Genomic DNA, 7,478 nt, shown 5'->3' on the forward strand with positions numbered 1-7,478 from the left:
TCCGGGGCTCGGGTGATGTCCCAGTGCCGTACCGGCAGCGGCTCGATCCGGCCTGCCTCGAACAGTTCCACCAGCTGGCGCAGCAACTCCCGCACCCGGTCCGCGGGGGCCTCACCGCCGAGGTCGAACGCCCGGTAGGTGACCTCGGGATGGCGCGCCTCGACCTCGCCGGGCTCCCGCAGGTCGGTCTTTCCCATCTCCAGGAACCGGCCGCCGGGGCCGAGAAGGCCGAGGGAGGCGTCGATGTGTTCGCCGGTGAGGGAGTTGAGGACGACGTCGGCGGTGGGGAAGGTGCCGGCATAGCCGAGGTCGCGGCTGGAGGCGAGCCGTTCGGCGGGCACGCCGAGCCGGTGGAGGGCGTGGTGTTTGGAGGGGTGGGCGGTGCCCAGGACGGTGGCGCCGAAGTGCTGTGCGAGCTGGACGGCGGCCATGCCCACACCGCCCGCTGCGGCGTGTACCAGCACCGTCTCGCCCGGCTGCACCTTCCCGAGGTCCTGCAACGCGTACAGCGCCGTCAGATAGGCCACCGGCACCCCGGCCGCCGTGCCGAACGACCAGCCCTCCGGCATCCGGATCACCGTGCGCGCGTCGGCGGTGGCCAGCGGGCCGAACGAACCGGAGAACAGGCCCATCACCCGGTCGCCCACGGCCAGGTCCGCCACGTCCGGGCCGACCTCGGTCACCACACCGGCGCCCTCCGTGCCGATCACCGACCGGCCCGGATACATGCCGAGGGCCACCAGGACATCGCGGAAGTTGAGCCCGGCGGCGCGGACCTCGATCCGGACCTGACCGGCCTCCAGCGGTGCGGTCCGGGCCTCGTCGGGCAGCAGCGCCAGATTGTCCAGCGTGCCGTATTCGGCCGAGTCCAGATGCCACGACCGCTGTTCGGGCACGCGCAGGCCCGGCTCGACCCGGGCCAGGCGTGGCACCCATACGGTGCCACCGCGCACCGCCAGCTGGGGTTCGTCCCCGGACCACACACCGGCGGGCAACTCCTCGCACGCGCCGTCGGCGTCCACCAGGGCCAGCCGCCCCGGGTGTTCGGCCTGGGCCGAGCGGACCAGACCCCAGACCGCGGCGGCGGCCGGGTCGGTGACCTCGGCGTCGCCGTGCACGGCGACCGCGCCGCGGGTGACCACGGCCAGCCGCGTCCCGGCCATGGCGTCGTCGGTGACCCACCGCTGGATCTCCTCCAGCAGGTGGCCGGTCAGCTCCCGGGCCCGCGCGGGCAGCGGCTCGGTGAGGTCTTCGGCCCATGTGCGCGTGTCGGCCACGAGGACGTCGGGAAGGGTGCCTTCGGTGGCCCTATCGCCCCCTGCCGCCGCCTCGCCGAGCGGGGCCCAGGAGACCGTGCCGTCCGGCAGGGGGTGTTCGCTCCACCGGACCGTCCATAGCGCGTCGTCGGCCGTGTTCGTCTCCAGCTGGACCGGGTCCACCGCGCGCAGGGTCAGCGCCTCCACGGAGGCCACCGTCCGGCCCGAGCCATCGGTCAGACGTACCGAGAAGGCGTCGTCACCGGCCGGGCGGACCCGCACCCGGACCGCGGACGCGCCGCCCGCGTACAGACGTACGTTGTTCCAGGCGAACGGCAGCAGGGTCACCCGCCGCGCCGGGTCGGAGGGCAGGCAGAAGTTGCCCGCGTGCAGCGCGGCGTCCAGCAACGCCGGGTGGATGCCGAACCGTTCGGCCTCCTCGGCGTACGTCTCCGGCAGCGCCACGTCGCCGAAGACCTCACCGTCCAGGCGCCATGCGGCGGCGAGCCCGCGGAACGCCGGTCCGTACGCATAGCCGGCGTCCACGAGCGAACGGTAGAAGTCCTCCACCGGGATCGGCTCGGCCTCCGCGGGCGGCCACTCGCCCACGGCCCCGTCCAGCGGTGCCGGGCTCTGCGCCACGAGCGTGCCGGTGGCGTGCTCGGTCCAGTCCGTGGCGCCGTCGGCGCGGGAGTAGATCCGCACCGTGCGCCGCCCGCCCTCGTCCGCGCCCACCACGACCTGCACGCTCAGCGCGGTGTCGCCGGGCAGGAGCATCGGCTGCCCGATCACCAGCTCCTCCAGCACCGGGGTGGCGGTCTCGTCCCCGGCGCGGACCGCCAGCTCCACCATGGCCGTGCCGGGCACCAGTACAGCGCCGGAGATGATGTGTTCGCCCAGCCAGGGCTGGGCCCGTACCGACAGCCGCCCGCTGAGCTGCACACCGCCCGTCTCCGGCAGTTGCACCACCGCGCCCAGCAGTGGATGGCCCGCCGCACCGAGCCCCACAGCGCCCACGTCGCCGGACCCGGCGGGCCGCTCCAGCCAGTAGTGCTCATGCTGGAAGGCGTACGTCGGAAGGGCGACGCGCCGGGCGCCGGACCCGGCGAATATCGCGTCCCAGTCCACCGGCACACCCCGGACGTACAGACCCGCGAGCCCGGCCAGCGTCGAGTGGGCCTCCTGGACGCCCGGACGCAGGGACGGCACGAACGCCGCGAACGCGGTATCCGCGTCCGCGCCCGCATCCGGCAGACAGTCCTGGCCCATCGCGGTCAGCACGCCGTCCGGTCCGAGTTCCAGATGGGTGCGCACGCCCTCGTCGGCCAGGGCGCGGACACCGTCGAGGAACCGCACCGCGCCACGCACATGCCGCACCCAGTACTCCGGGGAGCACAGCTCCTCGGGATCCGCGACCCCGCCGGTCAGGTTCGACACCACGGGCACCCGGGGCGGCGAGTAGGTCAGCCGCGACGCCACCTCGCGGAACGCGCCGAGCATTCCGTCCATGTGCGGGGAGTGGAAGGCGTGCGAGACCACGAGCCGCTTGGTCTTGCGGCCCTGCCGTGCCAGCGTCTCCGCCACCGCCGTGACCACGTCCTCGTCACCGGAGACGACCACGGAGGTCGGGCCGTTGATCGCGGCGATGGAGGCGCGGTGTTCCTGCCCGGTGAGCAGCGGCGCGACCTCGTCCTCGGCCGCTTCCACCGCGACCATCGCCCCGTTCGCGTCGAGTCGCTGCATCAGCCGCCCACGCGCCCGTACCAGTGTGCAGGCGTCGGGCAGGGACAGGACCCCGGCCACATGCGCCGCGACCACCTCGCCGATCGAGTGGCCCAGCACATACGCGGGGCGCACCCCCCACGACTCCACCAGCCGGAACAGCGCCACCTCCAGCGCGAACAGCGCGGGCTGGGTGAACTCGGTGCGGTCCAGCAGCGCCGCCGTCGCCGAACCCTCGTCGGCGAAGACCACTTCGGCGAGCGAGACCTTCTCGTCCCCGTCGCGCAGATCGCCGAAGTGGGCGCATACGTCGTCGAAGGACCGGGCGAACACCGGGTAGCGGCCGTGCAGTTCCCGGCCCATTCCGGCTCGCTGGCTGCCCTGGCCGGTGAACAGCACCGCGACCTTTCCGGAGGCCACGGAGCCGGTGACCGCCGACCGGGCGGACGCGCCCGAGGCCACCGCTTCCAGCCCCGCGACGGCCTCTTCGGCATCGGCACACAGCACGATCGCGCGGTGGTCGAGCCGGGTCCGGGTGGTGGCCAGCGACCAGCCCACGTCCCACGGGCTGTCGGTGGTCACCTTCCGCACATGGGTCAGCAGCCGGGCGGCCTGGGCGCGCAGCGCCGCCTCGGTATGACCTGAGAGCACCCATGGCACCACGGGTCCGGTGGCGACCGGACCGGGCTCGGCGGGCTCGGCCGATCCCGTGGGCGATTCCTGGGCGGCGGTGTTCGCTTCCGGAGCCTGCTCGACGATGATGTGCGCGTTCGTACCGCTGACGCCGAAGGAGGAGATACCGGCGCGGCGGGGGTGTTCGGTCTCCGGCCACTCCCGCGCCTCGGTGAGCAGGGACACCGCGCCCTCGGTCCAGTTCACCTTGGTGGTGGGGTGTTCGGCGTGGAGGGTTTTCGGCAGCCGGCCGTGGCGTAGGGCCATGACGGTCTTGATGACACTGGCGATGCCCGCGGCGGCCTGTGCGTGGCCGATGTTGGACTTGAGGGAGCCGAGCCAGAGAGGTTGTCCGGCGGGGCGGTTCCGGCCGTAGGTGGCAAGTACGGCCTGGGCCTCGATGGGGTCGCCGAGCGCGGTGCCGGTGCCATGGGCTTCGACGGTGTCCACATCGGCCACCGTCAGCCCGGCGTTGGACAGCGCCTGCCGGATCACCCGCTCCTGGGAGGGGCCGTTGGGCGCGGTGAGCCCGTTGCTGGCGCCGTCCTGGTTGACCGCCGTGCCGCGGATGACGGCCAGGACCTGGTGGCCGTTGCGGCGGGCGTCGGACAGCCGCTCCAGCAGGACGAGTCCGACGCCTTCGGACCAGGTGGTGCCGTCGGCGCCCTCGCCGAAGGACTTGCAGCGGCCATCGGGCGCCAGGCCGCGCTGGCGGGAGAACTCCACGAAGGCGGTGGGCTGGCCCATGACGGCGACACCACCGGCAAGCGCCATGGAGCATTCGCCCGACCGCAGCGCCTGCACGGCGAGATGGGTGGCCACGAGGGAGGAGGAGCAGGCGGTGTCCACGGTCACGGCGGGCCCGGTCAGCCCGAGCGTGTAGGACACGCGTCCGGAGATGACACTGCCCGAAGCGCCCACCCCCAGGTAGCCCTCCAGGCCCTTGGGCGCCGCACCAGGACCGCCGCCGTACCCCTGGCCGCTGCCCCCGGCGAACACCGCGATGTCCCGGCCCTCCACCGACCGCGGATCCATCCCGGCCCGCTCGAAGGTCTCCCACGCGGTCTCCAGCAGCAGCCGCTGCTGCGGGTCGAGCGACAGGGCCTCGCGCGGTGAGATGCCGAAGAACGCGGCGTCGAACTCGCCCGCGCCCTCCAGGAATCCCGCCTCGCGTACATAGGACTTGCCCACGGCGTCCGGATCGGAGTCGAAGAGCGTGTCCAGGTCCCAGCCGCGGTCCGTGGGGAACGGGCCGATCGCGTCCCGCCCCTCGTCCACCAGTTCCCACAGCGACTCAGGGCCGGTCACCCCGCCCGGCAGCCGGCATGCCATCGCCACGATCGCCACCGGTTCGGTGGACTCGGCGATCAGCCGGTCGTTCTCCCGCCTCAGCCGCTCGGCGTCCATCAGCGAGGTACGCAACGCTTTGACCAGGTCTTCCCGGGACGCAGCCATGTGTACTCCTCTCCGCAACCGCGGCGTCAGTCGTTTCCGAAGGTCGTGCCGCGCATCGCCCGGCTCACCAGCTCGTCGTCATCCAGGTCCGCGATGGCGGAGGTCTCCGCCGCCACGGCGGTGCCTGGGTCGCTCAAGTCATCGAGGCCGTCCAGGTCGTTGGCCGCGGAGTCCGCGATGCGCATCAGCGCGTCCAGCACCCCCAGCTCGTGGAAGCGGCGCAACGGCACCGAAGCCAGTACCCGCCGGATCTCCCGTTCGCGGCCCCGCGCGTCGGCGGCCACGCCGTTCGCGGCCCCGTCCACCGTCGCGTCCACGGCGGGGACCAGCTCCGTACGTACCTTCCTGGCCAGGGTGGTCGGCTTCGGATAGTCGAACACCACCGTGGGGGAGAGCTGGAGCCCGGTGGCCGCGTTGATCCGGTTGCGTAGCTCCACCGCGGTCAGCGAGTCGAATCCGGTGTCCTTGAACGCCCGCTCCGGTTCCACCGCGTCCGCGTCGGCATGCCCGAGCACGGCCGCCGCCTCGCGCCGCACCAGGTCGGTCAGGAACACCTCCTGCTCCGGGCCGGTCAGCTCGGCCAGCCTGCCCAGGAGCACGTCCCGTTGTGACGCCCCCTCGCCCGGCGCGTCCGCCGCGTCGGCCGCCAGGATCTCGGCGACCTCGGGCAACTGACGCAGCAGCGGCCGCTCCCGGGCCATCGTGTATCCCGGTACGAACCGCGCCCAGTCGATGTCGGCGACGACCACATTCGGCAGGCCACCACCCACGGCCCGCGCCATCGCGCGCAACGCGGGCGCCGGGTCCATCGGCAGGATGCCGATACGCCGCCACTGGTCGCCGCCGTCGGCGTCGATCATGCCGAGACCGCCGCCCCAGCCGCCCCACGCCACCGACGTGGCCGCCAGCCCGCGCGCCCGCCGCCGGGCCGCCAGCCCGTCCAGGAAGGCGTTGCCCGCCGCGTACGGGGCCTGTCCACCGCTGCCCCAGACACCTGCGCCGGAGGAGAACAGCACGAACGCGTCCAGCTCACGGTCGCCGACGAGCTCGTCGAGCACCAGCGCGCCACGCACCTTCGCCCCCGTCACGGCGGCGAACCGCTCCGCGGTCACCTCGGTGACCGGAGCCGACAGCAGCCCGGCACCCGCGGTGTGCACCACCGCGGTCAGCGGATGTGTCCGCTCCGCCGCCGCCAGCACCGCGGCCACGCCGTCCCGGTCGGTCACATCACACGCGGCGACCGTGACCTCCACCCCCGCCAGGTCCGCCACCAGTTCGGCCGCGCCCGGCGCTTCACCGCCCTGCCTGCTGAGCAGCACCACATGGTCCGCCCCGCTCGCGGCGAGCCAGCGCGCCACATGCGAACCGAGCCCGCCGGTGCCACCTGTGACCAGCACGGTGCCACGCGGCTTCCAGGCGCTGCCGGAGCCGTCCCGGTCGCGCAGCATCCGGCGTGCGAACAGCCCCTCGGCGCGCACCGCGAGCTGGTCCTCCCCCTCCGGGGAGCACAGCGCCGCGAACAGCGCGTCCGGCAACTCCGCGCCGCCACCCTCCCCTTCGGCGGGAAGGTCGACCAGGCCACCGAAGGTGTCCGGGTGGTCGAGCCCGAGTACGGCGCCGAATCCCCACACCGCCGACTGCACCGGGTCGGCCGCCTCACCGGCCACCGCGACCGCGCCACGGGTGACGCACCACAGCGGAGCGGTGACGCCGTGGTCCCGCAACGCCTGCGCCGCCGCCAGAGTGGCCAGCGTGCCCATGGACACGGTGCCGTGTTCGGTGTCGGCGCGGTCGTCCCATGAGAGCAGGGACACCACCCCGGCACAGCCGTCCGCCGACTTGACCTGTTCGCCCAGCGCCTCCCGGCCGGTTTCGGAGACCTCGGCGGCCACCACTTCGGCGCCCCGCGCGGCCAGCCCGTCCAGCACCGCACGGACCGGCGCCGAGTCGGCCCGTACGGCCGGGACCAGCACCAGCCACCGGCCCGACAGCTGAGGGTCGGCGGCGGCCACTCGGGTCCAGCCGACCCGGTAGCGCCACTCGTCCGTGAGGGAGTCCTCCCGGCTGCGGCGGCGCCAGGAGGCCAGCGCAGGCAGCACCGTGCCCAGGGCCGTCGCGTCCACCTCCAAATCCCGCGCGAGGGACTGCGCGTCCCCGTCCTCGATGGCGGCCCAGAGGGAGCCGTCGGCGGTCTCGGCCCGCGTCGGTGTCCTCGTCTGCTCCAGCCAGTAGTGCCGGTGCTGGAAGGCGTACGTGGGCAGCGGCACCCGGCGCGCCCCGGCCCCGGCGAACAGGGCGGCCCAGTCCACCGGCACCCCGGCGGCGAACAGCTCCCCGAGCCCCGCGAGTACGCGATCGGCGGCGCCGTCGTCG

Annotated in this window: 1 protein-coding gene and 1 pseudogene; both read right to left on the reverse strand. The window is 73.8% G+C overall.

Translation table 11 applies throughout. The annotated features are described in order from the left end of the window. Window positions 1-5,003: pseudogene (locus tag NQU54_RS47690) on the reverse strand (beta-ketoacyl synthase N-terminal-like domain-containing protein); the annotation flags it as partial. A 128-nt stretch (window positions 5,004-5,131) separates the two neighbouring features. After that, on the reverse strand, window positions 5,132-7,478 hold a 2,347-nt coding region (locus tag NQU54_RS47695; protein ID WP_257636511.1), incomplete at its 5' end, for an SDR family NAD(P)-dependent oxidoreductase.

The organism is Streptomyces malaysiensis subsp. samsunensis (assembly GCF_024519315.1).
Taxonomy (GTDB): Bacteria; Actinomycetota; Actinomycetes; order Streptomycetales; family Streptomycetaceae; genus Streptomyces; species Streptomyces malaysiensis.